Below are 21,226 nucleotides of genomic sequence, written 5' to 3'. Positions count from 1 at the left end.
CGTCAGCCGCGCCCGATATACGGCATTGTTGTCGCCATCACGGTCATGAACTGTACGTTCGCCTCGGGCGGCAGCGTCGCCATGTGTAGAACGGAACGGGCCGCGTCTTCGACAGCCATGGTCGGGTCGGGCTGCTGCCCTTGTGTTATCGCCGCATCGACCAACCCCTGCACCATGGGCGTTCTCGCGTTGCCGATGTCGATCTGACCACACGCGATGTTCAGATCACGCCCGTCCAGAGAAAGGCTACGGGTCAGGCCGGTGATCGCGTGTTTGGTTGCCGTATAGTGGACCGAGTTCGGGCGCGGCACATGTGCCGCGATGGATCCGTTGTTGATGATACGCCCCCCTTGCGGAGACTGGCTGCGCATGGTGCTGAAAGCTGCCCGCGCGCACAGGAACATGCCATTCAGATTAACGTTGACTGTCTGATACCAATCCTCCAGCGCGATTTCGTCAATCTTTCCTGCTGGGGTAAACACACCGGCATTGTTGAACAGCACATCCAGCCGCCCGGCCTTTTGTGCAAATGACAGAAAGGCGGCGTCGACTGCCTGCGGGTCCGTCACGTCCGCAGTCAGCGGAACAGCGTTTTCGTATTGGTCAGCCATCTCCGACAGAACGCCACCGCTGCGCGCCAAAAGGCCCACAGTCCATCCCTGTTCCAGAAACAGCTCGGCAGTGGCCCGGCCTATGCCCGAGCTTGCACCGGTCACGATGATTGAACTCATGTTTCTTCCGCCTCCAGTGTCAGGGATGCAGCCGGAACCTGCCGCAGATCATCCACACGCAGTTCGTGTGTTGGTTTGGCCAAACGATTGCGCACGACCCAGATCAGGCGTTCCTGAGCGCGGGTTATCGCGACATAGGCCAGACGTTTCCACAAGGGCTGTCCGGCCTCGGTCCGGCCCATTCTGGCGGCCGCATAGATATCCGGGGCAAAGACCTGTACCGTGTTCCATTGCGATCCCTGCGCCTTGTGAATCGTGACCGCCGCGCCGTGCAGGAATGTGGCCCCCATGCGCGCGGCGTAGGGGATGAACGGCTCTTCCTCGTCCGGCTTTTCGATTTTGACGATGGATGCGGCACTGACCTGCGGGTCCTCGGCGCCGATAACATGCAGCCGGGAAAACCCCGGTTTCCGTCCCGGCCCCAGATAGATGACCTGTGCGCCTTTGATAAGCCCGCGCGCTTCGAGGTCGAGGCGTTTTTTGCGGTGCTTCAGCGGCAGTTCAATTCCGTCGCAAATCAGCGGCTCGCCTTCCAGCAATTCCGTTTCAGGCGCACCGTGAACATGCCGGAACGCGTTTATCAATCGTATCCGTGTTGCGTTGCGCCAGACCAGAACCGGGCTGCGGGCCATCAAATCGACCTCGACCCGCTGGCCCCAGATCACGCGATCATCCTTGCGCGAGGTCTGTTCAATCAGGTGCTCGAATTCTTCAAACCCCATCACCGGGTCGGCCAAAGCATGCGCAAGGTCCAAAATCGGATTGTCCGCGTCCTGTCGGTGGACGCGGTGCAGGGTCAACTTTCGCGGCTCTGCCAACCCGTCAAAGACCATCGATCCGGACTGATTGACAGGCGCCAGCTGTGCCGGATCGCCAAACATCAGAAGCGTCGGAAAGATCTCCTGCAGGTCCTCGAACTGCCGATCGTCCAACATCGACGCCTCGTCCACGAATCCGATGTCCAACGGTTCGTCCCTGCGTTTCCAACCGGTTATGAAATCCGACCCCCGCAAACCTGCTGCGGCCAGAGCCCCGGGGATCGACTTGTTTTTCTCGTAAAAGGCAGCCGCTCGATCCAGTGCCTCATCCGTCAGGCCCTCGATCTCGGGGCGGTCCCCGTTGCCAGCAAGCCATTCCGCAATCCGCTCATATTCAGGGTCATATACGGGCGTATAGAGAATGCGGTGGATCGTGGTCGCCGGGACCCCGCGCAATCGCAAAACACTGGCCGCCTTGTTCGTTGGGGCCAGAATGGCAAGGCTGCGTTTGTCCTTGGACTTGCGGCTTTCGTAATCGCCGGACACAACATTTACACCCGCCTCGGCGAGTGCCTTGTAAAGCTCGGCAAGCAGCAGCGTTTTTCCGGAGCCTGCTTTACCGATTACCGCCATAACCCCGGATTTCCCGCCGCCCGGTGGCCGCAGCAGGGCGTCGTCTTCAAGGTCGATTCCAGCTGTTTTCAGCATCTCGGCGATGCTGTCATAGGCGGTCGCCTGATCTTCGGAAAAGGTCACATTCGACAAGGACATGGCGCGACCCTACAGGGCCGCGCGACCCATCACCAGATGCGGAATAAGGAATTCGCGGGCATCAGGCGGAAAGGGCGAACCGGGGTTTGGCCATCTTCCCGAAAGCCGCGTTGAACCACATGCGTGACAATTCCCTGGGGATACCCGCCCTTTCAGCCACTCGCGCGCAATCTGCCGGGGAATACGGCCATAGGCCAACGGAAATCTGATCCCGGCCTTCACCTTCCGAACCCAGAATAACCGGGGACGAGCCGATCAGCCGATAGATGCGAACCATACGTGCGTCAAATACCCCGGCGATGTGGGTCAGCCCGAAACCTTCCATGACCTCGCCCCCACTCAGCATGATTGCGCCCGCGGTCCGGGCGCTGGCCTTGCGGGACAGGCAGAACCGCGTCACCTCCCAGATCAGCGGGCTGCGAACAGGTTTGCCCCCGGTCAGGTGACCGAACACATCATTGACCATGACCGGGCCCGTTGTCGGCAGTATTCGCATCGAACCGCCATGACTGCCATCTTCTTCTTCCCAGATCACATAAAGAGGGTTCAGGTCGTCGTATTCATCCCGCTCTTCACCCTTTTCGTTGATCTGAACGTCCCACCCCAGCCGAGTCTTGAACTGATCTGCGCGATCCTGAAACATCCCTTCAGCAAGTTTCGGATATTTGAATAATTCATCGGCATACACATAACGCAGCATGACTTGTTCCCCTTGTCGTCCATGTCTGGAACAAAGGGGGTACAAACCTGTGGTTAATTTACCGTGTGACTACCGAACGCCCGTTAAACCACTATTAAGCCTCTGCTCATTGCCGTTGCAATGGCGTGGGTGGTGTTAAGCGCCCCAAGCTTGAAGCGCGCGCTTTCGATGTAAACCCTCAACGTATGCTCGGAAATCGATAATGAATGCGCGACTTGTGCACGGCTGTATCCCAGCGCAAGCAAGGTCATTGCATCGACTTCCCGCGGAGACAATGAGCAAGACGTTTCAGGTGTCCGGTCGCTTTCGAATTCAAGCGCTTTCTTGTTAAAAAAATGTGCAATCAGAATCAGGTCATGGCCATAGGTCTTCATAAAACCCTGCCAGGTTTCGTCATCACAGCTATGGTTGGCGGTAAACAGAGCAAACTGACCGTTCGGCCCTCTGATGGGAATTGAATAGCCCTGATTCCCAATCCCGTGACTCAGCGCATCCTGCAAGAACGCCTTGGCGATTTTGCCCGACCAATCCAGCGTTTTCCAGTCAACCGGCTGGAACCTTTGAAAGCACCCCAGAATTACGGGATCGATTCTGTGGTAATTTCTTTCCAGGTACCGTTCAGCCCAGGCATCCGGATAGGTGGTACACCCATATTGATCGCCGGCGCTGTCTACCCAGTGATAGATGATATGGGCAACACCAAGCCTGTCCCTGATGGAAATCGCTATTCGCTCTAAGTCTTCAAGCGAGTTGGTGTCTTCCAAATCTCCCAGGACCTGGCTCAATTCGACTTTCGTTCCCATAAACTGGCGCCCGTGCCTCATCTTGTTGGGACGCGATCTCGGTTGCGGCGATCAGCTTGGTGTCATCAAGCTGTTCGGCAAGCGTACTCATCCCATTCGCGGCGGCGAAAGTTCTGAGATCCGACAGTACGTCCAGTATCCACTCATTTTGCGCCATCAGGGTCTCTCCGAAAGAGTTAACGAAAGGTTAACACAACCATAGCATGTATGGCACTGGTGCGAATATTCACCGGTTTCTACTCCCCAAAAATAGCGAGACGCAGAATTGTAACAGACTGAAACTCCTGAGGCTGGTTTCACAATGAAAGAGCCCGCGACTCACCGAAGCGATTCGCGGGCTTTCCAGTCGTGTTTTTTGCGCGATCAGTCTTTCGCTTCGAGAACTTCTTCCAGCGTACGCAGACCAGTGCGCGGTGCCTGAACGAGAACAGACATGTTGCCAGGTTTATGTTCGTTCCGGCGCATTTTCATATGTGCCTCGGGCAGATCGGCCCAGGTGAACACTTCGGACATGCACGGATCAAGACGCCGTTCGACCATCAGCTTGTTGGCCGCTGCCGCCTGCTTGAGATGTGCAAAGTGCGAACCCTGCAAGCGCTTTTGATGCATCCACATGTAACGCACGTCGAAGGTCAGGTTGTAACCGGTGGTACCGGCGCAGATCACAACCATGCCGCCCTTTTTCACAACAAAGGTGGAAACCGGGAAAGTGCTTTCGCCCGGATGCTCGAACACCATGTCAACGTTCACGCCCTTGCCGGTGATGTCCCAAATGGCTTTGCCGAACTTGCGGGCCTCTTTGAACCACTCGGCATATTCCGGTGTGTTTACGGTCGGCAGCTGACCCCAACAGTTGAAGTCCTTGCGGTTCAGAACTCCCTTGGCGCCCAGCCCCATGACAAAGTCGCGCTTGCTTTCGTCCGAGATCACGCCGATCGCATTCGCACCCGCCGTATTGATCAGCTGGATCGCGTATGAGCCCAGACCGCCCGACGCGCCCCAGACCAGAACGTTCTGGCCCGGCTTCAGGTCATGCGGCTCGTGTCCGAACAGCATCCGGTAGGCGGTTGCCAGAGTCAGAGTGTAGCAGGCGCTTTCTTCCCAGGTCAGGTGTTTCGGACGCGGCATCAGCTGCTGTGCCTGAACATTGGTGAACTGCGCGAACGAGCCGTCGGGCGTCTCATAACCCCAGATGCGCTGCGAATCCGAATACATCGGGTCGCCACCGTTACAATGTTCGTCGTCACCGTCATCCTGATTACAGTGGATCACGACCTCATCGCCGACTTTCCAGCGAGTGACCTTTTCACCAACAGCCCAAACGATGCCCGACGCATCCGACCCCGCGATATGATAGGGTGCCTTGTGACCATCAAACGGGCTGATCGGCGTGCCCAACGATGCCCAAACGCCGTTGTAGTTCACACCCGCCGCCATCACGAGAACCAGCACTTCGTGACTGTCGAGCTTTGGGACGTCGACCACTTCAAGCTGCATGGCCGTGTTCGGCTCACCATGGCGCTCCTTGCGGATGGCCCAGGCATACATCTGTTTGGGCACGTAGCCCATCGGAGGGATCTCTCCCATCTCATAGAGGTCTTTTTCGGGTGCCTCGTATGACGCGATACCGCTGTCCGTGTCCAAAGCCATGGTGGCCTCCTTTGTTCAATTCCGTTGCCGCGACGCAGAATCGCGAACCTCAAAGGAGGAAATATTAGCCTCAAAGAAACAATGCAATAGTTTTTGGGCGTAGTTTTGTAATTTTATGACCCAGCGGATGCAGAAATCTCCTTTGCACTCGCAGCATCCGAGATATCGTCAACGACCGGGGCCGATGCGGCGTAATACTCCATCAGGTCCAGCCGCTCGATCGAAGGCAATAACAGGCCCTCTGCACGGCAAAGGACTCTCCGCTCCACAAGCTGCTCAATGGCCGCATTTGTATCTTCAATACAGCTTTGGGGCTGGCCGCCATTTCGCTCAAGAATTTTGCAGATCCGTTCTTTCACGACCTCCTCCGGCATAGACCCGTTCTCGCGAACAAGCCGACACGCGGCAGGTGCCGGAACTGGCGGGATGGCAGCGCCAATCCTTGCCATCAGCTCGCGCGCCAGATCGGTCATCAAATCCCGCTCCGTACCCTTTCTGAAGGTGCGTAAAGAAATCGGAGTACCATACCGCACCGAAGCCAGACCAAATCCGCGGTAGCGCCCGATCAGGCGCAACCAGATCTGCTTGAGAAACCATCGCGTGATGACCCCGATTCTTGCCCGGAAGCGCCTTTCGCTGCCCAGCGCCGCGCGGGTAAGTATCGTATCCTCGAGAACCCGGTCATAGTTCAGCGCGACAGGAACAAAAACGACGTCTTTTCCATCGATGCTGGTACCGTCAAGAATATACTTCAACAACCCGAGCTTCGGTCGCCCAAGGCCGCCGGTCAGACTCAGCCCGCCTTCGGGAAACATGGCTTGCGTCACACCGGCCTCGGTCGCATGCCGTACGTAACAGGCCAGAACCTGGCGATAGAGCTCACTTCCGGATTTCCTGCGAATGAAATACGCTCCCATCGCCCGGATAAGACGGCTAAGCGGCCAGACACGCGCCCATTCCCCCACCGCATAAGACAGTGCCGAATGTTGTGCAGCCAGATAGGTGACCAGAACATAATCCATGTTGCTGCGGTGATTCATGACGAACACAACCGTTGCATCACTATCAATGTCCTTCAGCGCCTTTTCGTCCTCGTAACTCAGCCGAACGTGATAAAAGGCATTACTCAGCCAGCGCGCGAGCCGGATGGCAAAGCTGAAATAGGTAAAGGCCGAGAACGACGGCACGATTTCCCGCGCATACCTGCGAGCCTGTTCCGACGCGACCGCCTCGGGGATACCAGTTTCGCGCGCATGTTCCTGAACCGCCTTACCGACCTGAGGATCGTAGATCAGGCGCTGAATCATATCGTGACGTCGCGCCAGCTTGAACGGTTGTATCGGGCGCTGCAGCCGTTGATTCAGCCTTGCGACTGCCCGTTCCAAACGACGCCGAAAAAACCAACGAACGGATGGAAAAAGAAAATGCGAGGCGAATGTGACCGCAGCAAACACGACGATCAACACAAACAGCCAAATCGGAACTTCTACGGTTTGCCACATAGCTGCACCCTGCCACCAATCGCCAGCGGGAACAATCTGAAGAAACCTGTGGATGCCGCAACGCAGCGAATTGACATATCCCAAAAATTGCGATTTAGAACGCTACAGTGAAATATTATTGCCCACTCAAGCACGAGGCCCTTGTCATGACGCAGACGCAGAAAGATCGCCCCTGGCTCATCCGGACTTATGCGGGTCACTCCACCGCCAAAGCCTCGAACCAGCTTTACCGGTCCAATCTGGCGAAAGGTCAGACCGGCCTTTCCGTGGCCTTCGATCTGCCCACCCAGACCGGGTACGACAGCGATCACACTCTGGCGCGCGGCGAAGTGGGAAAGGTGGGCGTCCCCATCTGCCATCTGGGTGACATGCGTGTTCTGTTCGATCAGATCCCGCTTGAGCAGATGAATACCTCAATGACCATCAACGCAACGGCGCCGTGGCTTTTGGCCCTGTATATCGCCGTTGCCGAAGAACAGGGTGCGGATGTCTCCAGCCTGCAGGGTACGGTTCAGAACGATCTGATCAAAGAATACCTGAGCCGCGGAACTTATGTCTGCCCGCCCAAGCCATCCCTCAAGATGATCGCTGATGTGGCCGAGTACTGTTACACCAACGTCCCCAAATGGAACCCGATGAACGTGTGTTCGTATCACCTGCAGGAAGCGGGTGCGACGCCCGAGCAGGAACTGGCCTATGCGTTGGCCACTGCGATTGCGGTTTTGGACGAATTGCGCCCACGCGTACCAGCCGAAGATTTCCCGGCCCTTTGCGGTCGCATCTCATTTTTTGTGAATGCGGGCATCCGCTTTGTCACTGAAATGTGCAAAATGCGCGCCTTTGTCGACCTTTGGGACGAAATCCTTGAACAGCGTTACAACGTGACGGACCCCAAATTCCGCCGATTCCGTTATGGGGTACAGGTGAACTCGCTGGGCCTGACCGAACAGCAACCCGAAAACAACGTTTATCGCATCCTGATCGAGATGCTAGCGGTGACGCTTTCCAAAAAGGCCCGCGCACGGGCAGTGCAGCTGCCGGCCTGGAACGAAGCGCTGGGTCTGCCGCGCCCATGGGATCAGCAATGGTCGATGCGGATGCAGCAGATTTTGGCCTATGAAACCGACCTGCTGGAATATGGCGATCTGTTTGACGGCAATCAGGTTGTCGATGCCAAGGTCGAAGAGCTGAAAAACGGCGCGCGGGCCGAACTGGCCAATCTTGAATCCATGGGCGGCGCGGTTGCTTCGATCGAATACATGAAATCCCGTCTTGTTGATTCGAATGCTGAACGCCTGAACCGCATCGAGCGGAACGAAACGGTTGTCGTCGGTGTGAACAAGTGGATCGAAGGCGAAAGCTCGCCCCTTCAGACCGAGGATGGCGGCATCATGGTTGTCGATCCGGCAGTCGAGCAGGAGCAGATCAATCGCCTCAATGATTGGAAGTCCTCACGCGACAGTCTGGCGGTCGAGGCTGCGCTGGCCGCACTGCGCGAGGCGGCAAAAGCCGGCACCAACATTATGGAACCATCGATCTCAGCCGCCAAAGCTGGTGTAACCACAGGCGAATGGGCCGAGGAAATGCGCAAAGCCTATGGCACCTATCGTGGCCCGACCGGTGTATCGGGATCGGTTTCCAACAAGACCGAAGGACTGGACGATCTGCGTGCCGCAGTGGATGCCGTCAGCGATCAGTTGGGTCGCCGCCTGAAATTCCTAGTCGGCAAGCCAGGGCTGGATGGCCATTCGAACGGCGCCGAACAGATCGCGTTCCGCGCGCGGGATTGCGGGATGGACATCAGCTATGAAGGCATCCGTCTGACGCCCGAGGAAATCGTCAAGGCGGCCGCAGAGGAACAAGCCCATGTGATCGGTCTTTCGATCCTGTCCGGCAGCCACCTTCCGCTGGTTGAGGACGTGATGGTGCGCCTGCGCGAAGCGGGGCTTGGGGAACTTCCAGTGGTGGTTGGCGGCATTATTCCCGATGATGATGCAGAAAGACTGCGCGAAATGGGTGTAGCCAAAATCTATACGCCGAAGAATTTCGAATTGAATTCGATAATGGGCGACATCATAACGCTGGCCGATCCCAAGGATATTGCCGCTGAATAACTCCGACGTCCTTCTCAAATAATTGAGGGATGGATAATGGCGATGTATGTAATTACGGTGGCCAAAAAATTGGCCACCTAATTGGCTTTCGCCCTACGGAGATAATGATGGGAATCGATCTGAGTAAAATGACCCGCAAGGAATTGACCGAATTGCGGGGCAATATAGACGATGCTTTGAAAGAGGCAGAAGTACGCGAACGCCGTGAGGCGCTTGAGGCTGCCGAAAAGGCAGCAGCAGAGTATGGCTTTTCGCTTGCGGAATTGTCTGGGGATGCGCGCCGTTCGGCAAAAGGTGCAAAGGCAAAGGCCAAATACCGCAATCCAGCCAATTCCGACCAGACATGGTCTGGGCGCGGTCGCAAACCGCAATGGGTGCATGATGCGCTGAAAGCCGGGGCCGACATATCTGATCTGGAAATCTGATCGAGGCGGCGAAGATGACCATTCACATAGGCGCAGAAAAAGGCGACATCGCAGAAACTGTATTGCTGCCAGGTGATCCATATCGGGCCAAATGGGCGGCCGAGACTTTTTTGACCGACGTCCGGCAAATTAACAACGTCCGCGGAATGTTGGGATTTACCGGAACCTGGAAGGGATTTCCGGTCACCATTCAGGGCAGCGGAATGGGAATGCCGTCGCTGTCCATTTACGTGAATGAACTGATCCGCGACTTTGGCGCAAAAACCCTGATCCGAATTGGTTCATGCGGGGGAATGCAGGAAAGCATTGATGTGCGTGATGTCATTCTTGCGATGACGTCCACCACACTCAGCACGCCGTCGCATGGCATCATGAAAGAGCTGAATTTCGCCCCCTGTGCAGATTGGGGGCTGTTGCAGGCCGCCGCGAAGGCCGCACAGGCGAAAGGCACGCCAACCCACATCGGCGGCATCTATTCCTCGGATGTTTTCTATGACGAACGCCCCGACCTGAATGAACAGATGGTGCGCCACGGAATTCTCGGAGTCGAGATGGAGGCGGCAGAGCTCTATATCCTCGCCGCACGGCACAAGTGCCGGGCTCTGGCCGTTTTGACTGTTTCGGATCACCTACTGACTGGCGCGGCCTTGCCATCGTCGGAGCGCGAAAGCAGCTTTGGCGATATGGTCGAGATCGCTCTGCAGGCGGCATTTCCTGACGCTGCATAAAATTGAATCCGGGCGAAACCTCCCTTCCCCCGGATTCTTCGAATTCGCCCTCAGCCTCCGTGCGTGCGGTCGTACCCGTTTCGGGCAGGGCTTATCCAATCTGACAGTGCGCTGTTATTCGGCGCAAACACTTCCACTAGTAGCGGATAGCAGGCCGCAGTATCGGATGAATGTTCCGACGAGCAATCGCCGCCCGGGCAGGCGCTGAGATTGCCAAGAAGGTCGATCTCGGCAAAGAACTCCAGATAATCGCCGGGTCGAACCGGTGAGGCTTTCATGAAATACTGCCCCGTGTCGCGGGTGAACCCGGTGCACATGAAAACATTCAGAACGTCGTGAACATGCGGTTCAGCTTCGGCTAGCGGAATGGACAAGTGGTCCGCCAGTGCCCGCGTCAGGTTGGAGTGGCAACAGTGATGGTATTGCGATCCGGAAAGTAGATTGCCCGTATAGGGATCGCACCGGGTTCCAATCACGTCATGAACCGAACCGCCATACTGATCAATGCCATACCAGCTTAGAGTATCTTCTGTGACCGTTGCCATCGGTCGCAGATACGGAAAGCTCGACCACATACGTTCGCCGGTGGATATATGGGTACCGTGCAACGCCCGGGTCTTGCCGGAATAGAAGCGTTCCAACAGATCGTCACGATTCCAGAGGTTCAGATCACCGACCTGCGGGCCTTCTACTGAAGTTATGCGAAAGAAATGTCCGGCCGGAACCTCAAAGCATCGCGCATCACGCGGTGGGACCACCGTTTCCGAAACCTTTTCGGCTTCTACACGGGCCTTGCTGTACAATTCCAGATCTGGCTTGGGCAGCGTATCATTCGGATAACAGATGACAGGGGCGATTGCGCGCCGAGCGTTGGCGTCGGATGGTGGGTGGCTCATGATTGCCCTTTCGGAAGTTTCACGCAGATTGGCGCAAACTGCCCGAATAGGAAACCCTGACACGTAAGTGGATTTAAGACCTGTTTCGCAGACATTGCGTCGGCTGAGCGTCACCTTCTGATTTGGCACCGCAGTAGGTACAAACCCATCGGCCTTCCTTGCGGTGTTGTCGCCACCGGCAATCCCGAGTCAGAGTTGTTGTCCGCGCGCGCCACAGGAAGTAGGCAAATACACCGGCGGCAAGTAACAAAAGAAGAATGGGCATTCTTTTGGTTTGCCCATTTCCTTCGATAAATTCAATCGACTTTAACGCACCAAGCTTCAGGCGGCGTTTGCATATTCGAAAAGCTCAGGTTCATGCTCGGATGCCGGATAAACCGGTTCAGGTATGTAATAGGCCCATGCCTGCTCCAGCAGTTTCAGCGCCTCTGCTGCATCCGTTTTTTTTGAATTACGGCTCTTGTCCATTGGGGTGACCTTTTTAGTTTGATCACTCCTCCCCAAGGATCAGCCTAGGCTGTTGGCGAAGCGGCTACACCGTACAATTTCGCAACAACGCATTGCACCAGCCGCAACGCGGCCAGTGCCTTTTTCATTTTTTGTTCAGACGGTCCGTTCCACCATCATCTTCTTGATTTCGGCAATTGCCTTTGCGGGGTTCAGACCTTTGGGGCAGGTCTTGGCGCAGTTCATGATGGTGTGGCAGCGATAGAGCTTGAATGGGTCTTCCAGCTGATCCAGACGCTCACCCGTTGCCTCGTCCCGCGAGTCGATGATCCAGCGATAGGCATGCAACAACGCGGCCGGGCCAAGATACCGGTCGCCGTTCCACCAATAGCTGGGGCACGAGGTCGAGCAGCTGGCGCACATCACGCACTCATAAAGCCCATCCAGTTTCTTGCGATCTTCGATCGACTGCTTCCACTCTTTCGCCGGGCGGTTGGTCTTGGTTTCCAGCCACGGCATGATCGAGGCATGCTGAGCATAGAAATGGTTCAGATCGGGGATCAGATCCTTGACCACCGGCATATGCGGCAGGGGATAGATTTTCACATCACCCTTGATTTCATCCATGCCATAAATGCACGCCAACGTGTTGATCCCGTCGATATTCATCGCACAAGACCCGCAGATGCCTTCACGGCAGGAGCGGCGGAAGGTCAGCGTCGCGTCGACCTTGTTCTTGATATAAATGAGCGCGTCCAGAACCATTGGCCCGCAATCGTCCATGTCGACGAAATAGGTATCCACGCGCGGGTTTTGGCCGTCATCCGGGTTCCAGCGGTAAATCTGGAATTTACGGACATTGGTCGCACCGTCAGGTTTAGGCCATGTCTTGCCGGTCGTGATGCGCGAATTCTTCGGGAGGGTCAATTGTACCATGTGTTCCTCTCCTTAGAAGGTCCGCGCCTTGGGCGCGATTTTCTTGAGGCTGATGCCGCCTTCGTCTTCGGTGGTCAGCGGGTCAACGATGACCGGACGATAGCTGAGGTCGACCTTGTTGCCGTCGATATGGCTGATCGTGTGAACGCGCCAGTTCTCATCGTCCCGCTCAGTGAAGTCCTCATGTGCGTGGGCACCACGGGATTCCTTGCGCGCCTCGGCACCGATGATCGTGGCCAGCGCGTTCGGCATCAGGTTGGTCAGCTCAAGCGTTTCCATCAGGTCGCTGTTCCAGATCAGGCTGCGGTCGGAAACCTGGATGTCATCCATCTTGGCCGCAATGGCCGTCATTTTTTCAACGCCGTCGGCCATTGTTTTTGCCGTACGGAAAACAGCGGCATCCGCTTGCATGGTTTTCTGCATTTCAAGCCGCAGGTCGGCGGTCGGGATCGAACCGCTGGCATTGCGGATCGCATCAAAACGGTCAAACGCCTGATCGACCGAAGCCTGATTCAGCACCGGGTTCGGGGCCTCGGGGTCCACCACCCTGCCCGCCCGAATGGCGGCCGCCCGGCCAAAGACCACAAGGTCAATCAACGAGTTTGAACCCAGGCGGTTTGCGCCATGAACAGATGCGCAACCCGCCTCGCCCACGGCCATCAGTCCCGGAACGACGGCGTTCGGATCGTCAGCAACCGGGTTCAGAACCTCACCCCAATAGTTCGTGGGAATGCCGCCCATGTTGTAGTGCACGGTAGGCAGAACCGGGATGGGTTCCTTGGTGACATCAACACCGGCAAAGATCTTGGCCGATTCCGAAATACCCGGCAGACGCTCGTGCAGCGCTTCGGCTGGCAGGTGGCTGAGGTTCAGGTGTATGTGATCACCATCTTTACCAACACCCCGACCCTCGCGGATTTCCATCGTCATCGAGCGAGAGACATAGTCGCGCGGCGCCAGATCCTTGTACTGGGGCGCGTACCGCTCCATGAACCGCTCACCTTCCGAGTTGGTAAGGTAACCGCCCTCACCCCTCGCGCCTTCGGTGATCAGACAGCCCGAGCCATAAATGCCGGTCGGGTGGAACTGCACGAACTCCATGTCCTGCAGGGCCAGCCCGGCACGGGCCACCATACCGCCACCGTCACCGGTGCAGGTATGGGCCGAGGTGGCTGAGAAATAGGCGCGACCATAGCCGCCGGTTGCCAGCACTACCATCTTGGCATTGAAGACATGCATGGTGCCGTCGTCAAGCTTCCAGCAGACAACGCCCTGACACTGACCATCGTCAGACATGATCAGGTCGATGGCAAAATACTCGATGTAGAATTCGGCGTTGTTCTTCAGCGATTGGCCATAAAGTGTGTGCAGGATGGCGTGGCCAGTCCGGTCAGCGGCGGCGCAGGTGCGCTGAACGGCAGGGCCTTCGCCAAACTCGGTCGTGTGGCCGCCAAAGGGACGCTGATAAATTTTGCCCTCTTCGGTGCGCGAAAAAGGAACGCCATAGTGTTCCAGTTCGTAAACGGCCTTGGGCGCGTGGCGGGCGAGGTATTCCATCGCATCGGTGTCACCCAGCCAGTCCGACCCTTTAACGGTATCGTACATGTGCCACTGCCAGTTATCGGGGCCCATGTTCGACAGGGACGCCGCGATACCACCTTGCGCAGCAACGGTATGTGAACGAGTTGGAAAAACCTTGGTCACACAGGCAGTACGCAATCCCTGTTCGGCCATGCCCAGCGTGGCCCGCAGACCCGCACCACCGGCGCCGACCACGACCACGTCATATTCGTGCGTTTCGTATTCGTAAGCAGCCATTTCTTTCAGCTCCGGTCTTTAAAGGGCGATGCGCGCGATGGCGAACAGGCCAGTCGCAGCGGCGGCGTAGGACAAGCAGATCACCAGAATGATCAGAATCTTCTGCATGAGCCCATGCACGTAATCCTCGATCATCACCTGCGCCCCGTCAGCGAAATGCTTGAAGCCAACGATCAGGGTCAGCGCGGCCACGATGGCCGGGAATGGTCGCGAATAATAATCCAGCATCACGTCATACGGTTGTCCCAGAACGGGTCCGAACGTGAAGACAAACAAGGGCACAAGGATCAGCAAAGCCACCGAGCTGACCTTCATGGCCCAGAAATGAGCGGTCCCGGACTGGGCCGAGCCCATGCCAACAGCGCGTTTGCGGTCTGTTAAATAACGCATCGTCCGCCTCCGTTATGCGACAATCAGAAGGGTCAGGATGGTCAGGATGAACGATCCGATCACGACCGCCCAGCCCAGCTTGTACGCGGTGGGGATGTCCAGCCCGATGGCGTTGTCCCAGATCAGATGCCGGACACCTGCCAGCGTGTGATACCAGATACCCCAAAGCGACAGCGCCATGACCAGATCGCCTAACACTGAGGTGATGACCCCATTGGCAAAGGCGTAAGCTTCGGGTGAAGTTGCAGCAGCAAGGAACCACCAAACGATCAGCAGAGCGGCAACGATCAGCGCGTTCCCCGTGATCCGGGTCAGGATGGAGGTGACCGAGGTCAGCTGAGGACGATAAATCGTCAGGTGTGGTGAGAGCGGGCGATTGCCCCGATTCACATCGGCCATGGTGGCTCCTTTCCGGTTGGCTACCGAACGTTTTACCGCATTTTGCGACACTGTCACGCGCTGCAAGTGCAAAAAGAAGCGAAAATTGACGCATGTCTACAGATATCGAAGGTATGTGATCACGCAAAATGATCATGTGATCACAAACCAATGGCCAAGCTAACTATGTGAGCGATATCAACGTGGCGCACTTGTGATCACGAATCTGAAATTCAGCGTAGGCCAGCGGTTTGCTGCGTGACCTCACGCAGTAGTTTTTTGCGGATACGTTCAGGATAATCCCGGAAACCCGCCGCTGAAACAACAAATGCGCCTTCTCCGACTATGACGTTTTCGAAGAAATACGCCGTAAGATCTGGCTCACTTTCTTCAATTGCAATTGCATTCACCGTGATGCCGTGACTGCGCAGGGATTGGCGCAGCTTGGCGGGCTCGATCCCTTCATTTGAAATGCCGTCCCCTGAGATATCAATCAGATGCCTGTCGCATTCCTGAACCTCTTCAAACGCAGGTATCGTGGTTTCAAGGGCTTCTCCTATCGCGGTAGAGAAGTTTCGCCAGATCCTTGGGTCCTGCGCAACTTGCTGTGCGAAAGCTTCGAGCCTGTCAAAGCTGTCGATATGGGTCCAAGGAATGGTGATCTGTTGTCGCGATGCGCCGGTCCATTGCACTAGCATCAGGCGCGCGTTTGACCGAACCAGAGCCTCGGAGACAACCGGATCACGCAATCCCTCAGCCAGGCCGTCCATCTGTATTCGGAACTCATTGGAATCCACCGACCCCGACACGTCCACTGCCAATGCCAGGGCCAGATCGCAGGCCGCCGCTGGAGGCGCGAGGCATAGGGACACAGCAAGGCAACGCAGAGCTTTCATGATCGCAGACTAGCATGAAATATGGCGTCTGCGATCACATGAATGTCAGGTGGTACAATGACTGTGCCACGGGCTGAAAAGCCCTTTATTACATGGGCATAAGCGCCCAATAATCCAGATCGAGCAGAACATCGGGACTATATTTACCGTCATCCGAGCGCAGCACAAACGGGTCACCGCCCTTGGTTGCAACCAGACGCAAACGGATTGCTCCGACGCCCGGCACATCCGTTTCGGCCTTGTCCAGTACTTCGCTCCAGGCCTTGATGGTGTCGCCTGCAAAACAGGGGTTTGCATGGGCGCCACCGTTAAGGCCGACGATCATCTGTGCATTTGCCAACCCGTTGAAAGACAGTGCCCGCGCCATCGAGATGACGTGGCCGCCGTAGATCAGGCGACCATCGGGGCGGAAGGTCAGGTCGAAATGCACCTTGGCGGTGTTCTGCCAGAGACGGGTGGCCAGCATGTGCTCGGCCTCTTCTACGGTCACACCATCGATGTGATCGATCGTTTCTTCAGTTTTGTAATCATCCCAGCGGTGCGACTCTCCGGATTGTACAAAGCTGTACTTCGAGAAATCGAGCCCCTGCGGCACCAACAGATCCTGCGGATCCAGCGCTTTTTTCAGTTCGGGCACAACGGTGTCCGGCGCGGGGGCGTCGAGGTTCGATTTGCGCACCATCACCCAACGGACATATTCGATCACCACCTCGTCGCGCTGGTTCAGACCCCGGGTGCGGACCCAGACAACGCCGGTCTTGCCGTTGGAATTCTGCTTGAGGCCGATCACCTCGGATTCGGACCGAAGCGTATCGCCGGGATAAACCGGTTTCAGCCAGCGCCCCTCGGCATAGCCCAGATTGGCGACTGCGTTGAGGGATATATCCGGGACCGTCTTTCCAAACACAACGTGGAATGCGGCCAGATCGTCGATGGGACTTTGTGGCAGGCCACAATTCCGGGCGAACTCGTCCGAGGAGTAGAGCGCATGGCGCGCCGGATAGAGCGCGTGATAAAGCGCACGCTCGCCATCGGTTACGGTGCGCGGCACCGCATGGTGCAGGACCTGCCCGACATAGTAGTCCTCGAAAAAGTGGCCCGGATTTGTTTTCGCCATTATTGCTGTCCCAGTTTCATTTCGGGTGAGTAGTCGGCCTTAACCTCTTTGGTAACCGCCTGCGCGCAGCGCATCACGTTGTTGGCCGGGTCGAATGCATACGAAGGAGAGCCGTGCAACTCCCACCCTTTTGCCAGCGCATCTGAAACCTTGTGGCAGAAGGCCGAGGTGTCTTCTTCCGTTAGCAACCGATAGAGTTTTGCCATGATGTCAGTTCCTTAACCGCCAAAGGGCCAATAACCCAGCTTCCAATGGATAAAGCCGATGATACCCATCAGCACGATTGAGGCCCCGAAGAACATGGCATCCTTGCCATATGTTCCGGGCTCTCCCGGGGTCCAGTCGGGTTCAGATCTGTTGATCACGATCACTTCGACCACGGCCCATGCCAGCAACCCGCCGAACAGGACGATCGAGGCCAGATCACCGTTCACCAGCAAATGCGCAAATGCCCACGCTTTGAAACCCGCAAGCATCGGATGGCGCATTCCGTTCAGCAGTTTACCTTTGCTTCCGGCGGGGCTCATCATGAAAATCGCAAGCAGAACCAACAGGTTATTGATGTGAATCATAAAGGACGGCGGCGACCAGACGTAGATGAAATCGGTCATGCGATAGCCGAAAATCATCAGTAGGATCGACGCCACCAGCGCCAGCGCCACAACGCCCTTGCCCGCGTTGCCCATTGCGGCACGCTGTTCAGGCATCACACGTTTGAACAGATGCGCGGCCCACCAAAGCGCCACGCCCAGAATTAACAAAACAAAGCCCATTGCTGGCTTACCCCGCTTGCAAAGCTACTATCGCCTCTGCTTTTGCCAGAATTTCGCGGGCAGTTACAACGTGCAGGTTTTCAACGATCTTGCCATCGACAACGGCAACCCCCTGCCCCTGCGCCTCGATCTCTTCAAAGGCAGTGATCTGACGGCGGGCCAGATCGATCTCTGCATCCGAGGGGGCATAGGCGGCGTTGGTGACCTCGACCTGGGCCGGGTGGATCAGGGTTTTGCCATCAAAACCCATGTCGCGGCCCTGCGCGCATTCGGCGGCCAGCCCCTCGTCATCCTTGAAGGCATTGTAGACGCCATCGATAATAATCAGCCCTTCGGCCTTGGCGGCCAGAAGGCACAGGCCAAGTGAGGCCATCATCGGCAAACGATCAGGGCGGAAGCGGGTTTGCAGTTCCTTGGCAAGATCGTTTGTTCCCATGACAAACCCGGCCATCAGTGGATGGGCGGCAATTTCAGCCGCATTGAGCATCCCGCGCGGCGTTTCCATCATGGCCCAGATAGGCAGATCGCCGGTGATGGCCGCCAGCGCATCCACATCCGCAGCAGAGTTGACCTTGGGCAGCAAGACGACATCGGCGTCCATATCCCGCACGGCCTCGGCATCGGCGCGGCCCCATTCGGTGTCCAGCCCGTTGATTCGCACGATCCTGACACGTTCACCATATCCACCGGTCGCCAGTGCAGCCTTGAGGGTTTCCCGCGCGTTGTCCTTTTCGTCCGCTGCAACTGCATCTTCCAGATCGAAAATAATCGCATCGACCGGCAGGTTACGGGCCTTGTCCAGCGCCCGCTCTTTTGAGGCGGGGATGTAAAGAACGGAACGATAGGGGCGCTGGCGCGGGTCCATTGGCTTCTCCCAGAGAAATAAAGTTGCGCGGAATGGGGCATTTTTTGTCGGAAAGTTCAAGCGCAAAATCGCCGCGATGCAGCATTTGACGCTGCGGGCGGCGCAACGCACGCCGCCTTAACGGTATTTCGCAAGGAGTGCGGCACCCTTTTGAGCATCGGATGAAAGAAGGGGCCGGAGATGAAGAATACAGTTTTCAAGATGACCATGGGATTGGGGATCATGGTTCTGGCAGCGCAGCAGTTGAACGCCCAACCCCGCAACTGCGCGCCGCGCGCAGATGTGATCCAGCGGCTGGCCGAGACTTATGGCGAGACACGCCGGGGCATGGGCATGGCCCGGCAAGGTGCGGTGATGGAGGTTTTTGCATCCGAGGGGACCGGCAGCTGGACCATTGTTGTGACCTTGCCGGATGGAACATCCTGCCTGATCGCCTCTGGTCAGGGGTATGAGGCGCTGGCCGAGGGGTTGCCGCCCAACGTCTAGCTCAACGCATCCCAGATCAGTTTGGTGCCCGTGAGTGTCAGCAGCACGTAGGCGATGCCGAAAAACAGGCGTTCGGACATCATCCAGTGGGCGCGAACGCCCAGCCACGCGCCCAGAACGGCAAAGGGCGCCAGCAGCAGATCGGCAAGGGCGGTGTGCCAGGTGAACATGCCCAGATAGGCATAGGGGATGAACTTGGCGATGTTGACGGCCCAGAAGACCAGAACGGTGGACGCCTGAAACTGGGTTTTCGACAGGCGTTGTGACAAGAGGTAGACAGCGGCGGGCGGGCCACCGGCATGGCTGACAAAGCTGGTAAAACCGGCAACCAGCCCGGCGAACAGGCCCGCGGCTGCTGGCAGGCGGCGCGCGGCAGGTTTCATCCAGCCGCGGGATTGCGCCAGATGCCAGAGGACGAACCCGACGGAAATGCCGCCGATCAACAGGCGCAGCAGGTCGGCATCGGTTACACGATAGAGCCACGCGCCCAGCGCCACCCCCGGCACCGCCCCCAACATCAGCAGGCGGGCGTCGGGCCAGCTCCAGCGTTTCCAGTAGGGGCGGAGTGTGGCCAGATCGATGATCATCAGGATCGGCAGCATCAGCGCAAGCGCCTGTCCGGGTTCAAGTATCAGCGCCAGAATCGAGGCCGAGGCAAAGGCCACGCCCGAGCCGAAGCCGCCCTTGGAGATACCCGCAAAGATCACAGCGGGGATCGCCACAGCAAAAAACGTCAGATCCAATTCGAACATGCGGCGGCCCCGAAACCCCGGTTTCTCAGGACCTTTAGCGCAATCGGCCGGACAGGCGCAAACGGTATGCGGTCGCATGCCGCGTCGCGGAACCCTTGCGCAATGCCGTTTTAGCGACTAGCAAAATCGCGATTTCAAAACCGACCGGAGAGATTCCAAATGGCCAGACCCAAGATCGCGCTGATCGGCGCAGGTCAGATCGGCGGCACGCTCGCCCACCTCGCAGCTATGAAAGAACTTGGTGACGTTGTCCTGTTCGACATCGCCGAGGGCACCCCGGAGGGCAAGGCGCTTGATATCGCCGAATCCGGTCCGTCCGAAGGCTTTGACGCCAAGCTGAAAGGCACCCAGTCCTACGAGGATATCGCTGGTGCCGACGTCTGCATCGTGACCGCAGGTGTGCCCCGCAAACCGGGGATGAGCCGCGACGACCTGCTGGGCATCAACCTGAAAGTGATGAAATCGGTCGGCGAAGGCATCGCTGCCAACGCCCCGGATGCGTTTGTCATCTGCATCACCAACCCGCTGGACGCGATGGTCTGGGCTCTGCGCGAGTTCTCGGGCCTGCCACACAACAAGGTCTGTGGCATGGCTGGCGTTCTGGATTCGGGCCGGTTCGCGCATTTCCTGTCGGAAGAGTTCAACGTGTCCATGCGCGACGTCACTGCCTTTGTACTGGGCGGTCACGGCGACACCATGGTGCCGTCGGTACGCTATTCGACCGTTGCGGGCATCCCGCTGCCCGATCTGGTCGAGATGGGCTGGACCACACAGGAAAAACTGGACGCCATCGTGCAGCGCACCCGTGACGGCGGCGCCGAAATCGTTGGCCTGCTGAAAACCGGTTCGGCTTTCTACGCCCCCGCAACCTCGGCCATCGAAATGGCTGAAGCCTATCTGAAAGATCAGAAACGCGTTCTGCCCTGTGCCGCCTACTGTGACGGTGAACTGGGCGTTGAAGGCATGTATGTGGGCGTACCCACCGTGATCGGCGCGGGCGGCATCGAGCGTGTCGTTGACATCAAGCTGAACGAAGAAGAACAGGCCGGTTTCGACAACTCGGTCAACGCCGTGAAGGGCCTGATCGAAGCCTGCAAAGGCATCGACAGCTCGCTGGGATAATACAGGTCAGCGATTTATCGTGAACCGACGCCGGTCCACGTGACAAGCATTGATATTCCGAAGCCCCGTCAGAATTTTGACGGGGCTTCTTTTTTGATGAATCAGCCCGGAACAGAAAATCATTGGCCTTGTTCCCTAGGGCTTTTGCCTCGGCCCGGCATCGAGCGA

At 57.3% G+C, this 21,226-nt stretch carries 23 protein-coding genes; 5 read left to right on the top strand and 18 right to left on the bottom strand.

The genetic code is table 11. The annotated features are described in order from the left end of the window. Positions 1-2: 2 nt before the first annotated feature. The 6 genes from ACR0NW_RS16695 to ACR0NW_RS16670 form a co-directional block, all read right to left on the bottom strand. Positions 3-731, bottom strand: coding sequence for an SDR family oxidoreductase (locus ACR0NW_RS16695; protein ID WP_480451470.1), 729 nt, complete (start codon positions 729-731; stop codon positions 3-5). Next, a complete protein-coding gene (locus tag ACR0NW_RS16690; RefSeq protein ID WP_480451472.1) occupies positions 728-2,260 on the bottom strand; it encodes an ATP-dependent DNA helicase in 1,533 nt (510 codons plus the stop codon). The genes ACR0NW_RS16695 and ACR0NW_RS16690 overlap by 4 nt, the downstream gene beginning before the upstream one ends. Before the next feature lie 61 nt (positions 2,261-2,321). Beyond that, a complete protein-coding gene (locus tag ACR0NW_RS16685; protein WP_170654720.1) occupies positions 2,322-2,960 on the bottom strand; it encodes an acyl-homoserine-lactone synthase in 639 nt (212 codons plus the stop codon). Between the two features lie 83 nt (positions 2,961-3,043). Beyond that, positions 3,044-3,763 (bottom strand): helix-turn-helix transcriptional regulator, encoded by a 720-nt coding sequence (locus ACR0NW_RS16680; RefSeq protein WP_170654718.1) that lies wholly within the window; start codon positions 3,761-3,763, stop codon positions 3,044-3,046. A 363-nt stretch (positions 3,764-4,126) separates the two neighbouring features. Then, positions 4,127-5,413 (bottom strand): crotonyl-CoA carboxylase/reductase, encoded by a 1,287-nt coding sequence (gene ccrA, locus ACR0NW_RS16675; RefSeq protein WP_170654716.1) that lies wholly within the window; start codon positions 5,411-5,413, stop codon positions 4,127-4,129. Positions 5,414-5,526: 113 nt separating this feature from the next. Next, entirely contained in the window at positions 5,527-6,915 is a 1,389-nt protein-coding gene (locus tag ACR0NW_RS16670; protein WP_480451474.1) for a 1-acyl-sn-glycerol-3-phosphate acyltransferase, read from the bottom strand. A gap of 146 nt (positions 6,916-7,061) precedes the next feature. On the opposite strand from ACR0NW_RS16670, the gene ACR0NW_RS16665 reads away from it, so the two are divergent. From ACR0NW_RS16665 to deoD, 3 genes are all read left to right on the top strand, one after another. Further along, on the top strand, positions 7,062-9,029 hold the full coding sequence (locus ACR0NW_RS16665; protein WP_480451476.1) for a methylmalonyl-CoA mutase family protein: 1,968 nt from the start codon (positions 7,062-7,064) through the stop codon (positions 9,027-9,029). Positions 9,030-9,136: 107 nt separating this feature from the next. After that, on the top strand, positions 9,137-9,454 hold the full coding sequence (locus ACR0NW_RS16660) for an H-NS histone family protein (RefSeq protein ID WP_480451478.1): 318 nt from the start codon (positions 9,137-9,139) through the stop codon (positions 9,452-9,454). 14 nt (positions 9,455-9,468) lie between these two features. Next, complete coding sequence (gene deoD, locus ACR0NW_RS16655) at positions 9,469-10,182, top strand: purine-nucleoside phosphorylase (RefSeq protein WP_480451480.1); 714 nt, start codon at positions 9,469-9,471, stop codon at positions 10,180-10,182. A 50-nt stretch (positions 10,183-10,232) separates the two neighbouring features. Here deoD and ACR0NW_RS16650 read toward each other — a convergent pair whose 3' ends face one another. The 11 genes from ACR0NW_RS16650 to ACR0NW_RS16600 all read right to left on the bottom strand — a co-directional run bounded on the left by ACR0NW_RS16650 (position 10,233) and on the right by ACR0NW_RS16600 (position 18,698). Next, on the bottom strand, positions 10,233-11,078 hold the full coding sequence (locus ACR0NW_RS16650) for an urea carboxylase-associated family protein (RefSeq protein WP_480451481.1): 846 nt from the start codon (positions 11,076-11,078) through the stop codon (positions 10,233-10,235). Between the two features lie 321 nt (positions 11,079-11,399). Continuing rightward, positions 11,400-11,546 (bottom strand): hypothetical protein, encoded by a 147-nt coding sequence (locus tag ACR0NW_RS16645; protein WP_480451483.1) that lies wholly within the window; start codon positions 11,544-11,546, stop codon positions 11,400-11,402. A gap of 135 nt (positions 11,547-11,681) precedes the next feature. Next, complete coding sequence (locus tag ACR0NW_RS16640) at positions 11,682-12,461, bottom strand: succinate dehydrogenase iron-sulfur subunit (RefSeq protein ID WP_480451485.1); 780 nt, start codon at positions 12,459-12,461, stop codon at positions 11,682-11,684. A 12-nt stretch (positions 12,462-12,473) separates the two neighbouring features. Then, complete coding sequence (sdhA, locus tag ACR0NW_RS16635; protein WP_480451487.1) at positions 12,474-14,279, bottom strand: succinate dehydrogenase flavoprotein subunit; 1,806 nt, start codon at positions 14,277-14,279, stop codon at positions 12,474-12,476. 18 nt (positions 14,280-14,297) lie between these two features. After that, complete coding sequence (gene sdhD / locus ACR0NW_RS16630) at positions 14,298-14,669, bottom strand: succinate dehydrogenase, hydrophobic membrane anchor protein (protein WP_480451489.1); 372 nt, start codon at positions 14,667-14,669, stop codon at positions 14,298-14,300. Positions 14,670-14,681: 12 nt separating this feature from the next. Continuing rightward, on the bottom strand, positions 14,682-15,068 hold the full coding sequence (sdhC, locus tag ACR0NW_RS16625) for a succinate dehydrogenase, cytochrome b556 subunit (protein WP_170654698.1): 387 nt from the start codon (positions 15,066-15,068) through the stop codon (positions 14,682-14,684). A 212-nt stretch (positions 15,069-15,280) separates the two neighbouring features. Continuing rightward, entirely contained in the window at positions 15,281-15,943 is a 663-nt protein-coding gene (locus ACR0NW_RS16620) for a DUF1194 domain-containing protein (protein ID WP_480451491.1), read from the bottom strand. An 88-nt stretch (positions 15,944-16,031) separates the two neighbouring features. After that, a complete protein-coding gene (locus ACR0NW_RS16615; protein WP_480451493.1) occupies positions 16,032-17,060 on the bottom strand; it encodes a MaoC family dehydratase in 1,029 nt (342 codons plus the stop codon). After that, positions 17,060-17,266, bottom strand: a complete 207-nt coding sequence (locus ACR0NW_RS16610; protein ID WP_480451495.1) for a DUF1737 domain-containing protein — start codon at positions 17,264-17,266, stop codon at positions 17,060-17,062. Before ACR0NW_RS16610 ends, ACR0NW_RS16615 begins: the two co-directional genes overlap by 1 nt. Positions 17,267-17,278: 12 nt before the next feature. Next, entirely contained in the window at positions 17,279-17,833 is a 555-nt protein-coding gene (locus ACR0NW_RS16605; RefSeq protein ID WP_480451496.1) for an NnrU family protein, read from the bottom strand. 7 nt (positions 17,834-17,840) lie between these two features. Beyond that, the gene (locus ACR0NW_RS16600; RefSeq protein WP_480451497.1) at positions 17,841-18,698 is read right to left on the bottom strand and encodes an HpcH/HpaI aldolase/citrate lyase family protein; all 858 of its coding nucleotides are present in this window, start codon (positions 18,696-18,698) and stop codon (positions 17,841-17,843) included. A 180-nt stretch (positions 18,699-18,878) separates the two neighbouring features. Between ACR0NW_RS16600 and ACR0NW_RS16595 the strand changes: the two genes are divergently transcribed. Continuing rightward, entirely contained in the window at positions 18,879-19,184 is a 306-nt protein-coding gene (locus ACR0NW_RS16595; protein WP_480451499.1) for a hypothetical protein, read from the top strand. Here the strand turns inward: ACR0NW_RS16595 and ACR0NW_RS16590 are convergent. After that, the gene (locus ACR0NW_RS16590; RefSeq protein ID WP_480451501.1) at positions 19,181-19,936 is read right to left on the bottom strand and encodes a sulfite exporter TauE/SafE family protein; all 756 of its coding nucleotides are present in this window, start codon (positions 19,934-19,936) and stop codon (positions 19,181-19,183) included. The genes ACR0NW_RS16595 and ACR0NW_RS16590 overlap by 4 nt on opposite strands. A gap of 159 nt (positions 19,937-20,095) precedes the next feature. Between ACR0NW_RS16590 and mdh the strand changes: the two genes are divergently transcribed. Beyond that, entirely contained in the window at positions 20,096-21,058 is a 963-nt protein-coding gene (mdh, locus tag ACR0NW_RS16585) for a malate dehydrogenase (protein WP_170673531.1), read from the top strand. Positions 21,059-21,226 lie beyond the last annotated feature (168 nt).

Source organism: Ruegeria sp. CF5 (assembly GCF_056537325.1).
The sequence above is the reverse complement of the archived record's forward strand: the minus strand, read 5'-3'. Positions and strand labels throughout refer to the sequence as shown.